General features: G+C 68.4%; 1 protein-coding gene and 2 pseudogenes. 2 read left to right on the top strand and 1 reads right to left on the bottom strand.

The features are described 5' to 3' along the window. Nucleotides 1–150: 150 nt before the first annotated feature. Nucleotides 151–366, bottom strand: a complete 216-nt coding sequence (locus ACGFU7_RS48080; protein ID WP_393705135.1) for a hypothetical protein — start codon at nucleotides 364–366, stop codon at nucleotides 151–153. A 267-nt stretch (nucleotides 367–633) separates the two neighbouring features. Here ACGFU7_RS48080 and ACGFU7_RS48075 point away from each other — a divergent pair. Beyond that, a pseudogene (locus ACGFU7_RS48075) lies at nucleotides 634–963 on the top strand (transposase family protein); the annotation flags it as partial. 288 nt (nucleotides 964–1251) lie between these two features. Then, nucleotides 1252–1521, top strand: a pseudogene (locus ACGFU7_RS48070) (ferritin-like domain-containing protein); the annotation flags it as partial. Nucleotides 1522–1612: the final 91 nt, after the last annotated feature.

The following is a 1612-nucleotide window of genomic DNA, read 5'->3' as shown; positions in this document are numbered from 1 at the left end:
GTGAGGTAGTTCAGGGTGCGCGTGGACAGCGGCAGACGGCACTGGTAGACCAGGGACACGGTGTCCCCGGCGTGCTCTTTGGTTTTCGTCACACAATTCCAACAGCCGCCGGGGGCACCTTGGTTACGCCCCGATCGCCGCGCGGACCGGTCACGGGCGGGTGGTGAACTTCCCGTCGGGTCGTTTGTGCAGCCAGCCGCGGTCGGCCAGCTTCGTCAGCTTCCCGCGCAACGGCTCCAGCTTGCCCCGTACGCCCACCTCCAAGCCCAGCACCTCGCCGATCTGCCGGGTGGCGACCGGACCGGCGGCCTGCCGCACCGCGGTCAGGATGCGCTGGTACTCCGCCGGCAGCGCGGACTCAGCCACCCCCGGACCACGGTCCGGGACCAACCCGTTCTCGGGCGGATCCGTCGCTGTGCGACCTCCAGCAGCGCGTAGCGACAGCAGACAGGCCCTCGTGGCTCCGGTCAACTCATCCGGGGCGCGTTCGGTCCGCTACCCGATCTGCCCTGCTCTCCGCATAGTCCCCGAAAGTCGGCATCTGCGCCCTCCCCTACTCACCGGCCCCTCCGGCAGCCCTTCCACCCTCCCCAGCCGGAACCACGGCCAATCACGTGTGCCCCCGCGTCCGGCCTGGTGTGGGCGTCTCGCCCTGCCCGGGTCCGTCCACGACCTGACCGCCGCACGGACCCACGGGATCATCGACGCGCTCGCCGCAGCCGAGCTGAAGTGCTGGGCGGACAAGGCGTACCAGGGAGCCGGCCACCCCGTCCGCGTCCCGTTCCGAGGCCGTCGGCTCAAGCGGTGGAAGCGCCGACACAACAGCAGTCGATCCGCTGCCTGGTCGAGCAGGCCATGGCAGTCCTGAAGAGCTGGCGGCTCCTTCGAAAGCTCCGCTGCAGTACCAACCGCATCACCGCGATCGTCCACGCCGTACTCGTCCTCCATCACGCATCAGCGTGAGGTTGGAAAAGGCTCACTGACACCACCCCACCCACTCACACCCTGGTTGAGGCCGCTCGGCCACCTGGTGGCGGCGGCGCGGCAGACGAGGGCCTGGGCCGCTCCCGCGGCGGCTTCACCACCCAAGCCCACCGGTGCACGGATGTTTGCACCAGAGCGAACGTCCGCGGGGGCGCTGGGCGCCGTGCGCTGACGGGCACGGGCGCATGCGCTGCCGGGCAAGGCGATGCCGTGGTGCCGTCTAGCGTCGCTCGGGTACGCACAGCACGGCACCGCAGGAGACGGAACATGACCATCAGCTCCCATCACGTGAGCGGCAGCCAGCCGTGGCTGCACCAGAAGGGCAAGGTGATCCAGGACTTCGGGACCGTCAAGCAGTTCCCGCTGGGCCTGTCATACGAAGCCCGGATGTACTCGTGCCAGCGCCTGAACAAGGTTCTGGCGGACACGCAGATCCTCTACGGGCTCTACAAGAAGCACCACTGGCTGATGCGCGGCGCGACCTTCTACCAACTGCACCTGGTCCTGGCCAAGCACGCGGGCGAGCAGCTGGAACTAGGGCGCGTATCGGGTTGTGATCAAGAGGTTGCCTGGGTGAGGTCTTTGATCCAGATCATCGAGGCGCGGAGGTGGAGCCCGGCGAGGTAGC

Origin of the sequence: Streptomyces sp. NPDC048473, from assembly GCF_043200155.1 — a bacterium.
In the GTDB taxonomy this organism is placed as follows: Bacteria; Actinomycetota; Actinomycetes; order Streptomycetales; family Streptomycetaceae; genus Streptomyces.
Note: the sequence above shows the minus strand (reverse complement) of the source record. Positions and strands in the feature narration are given on the sequence as shown.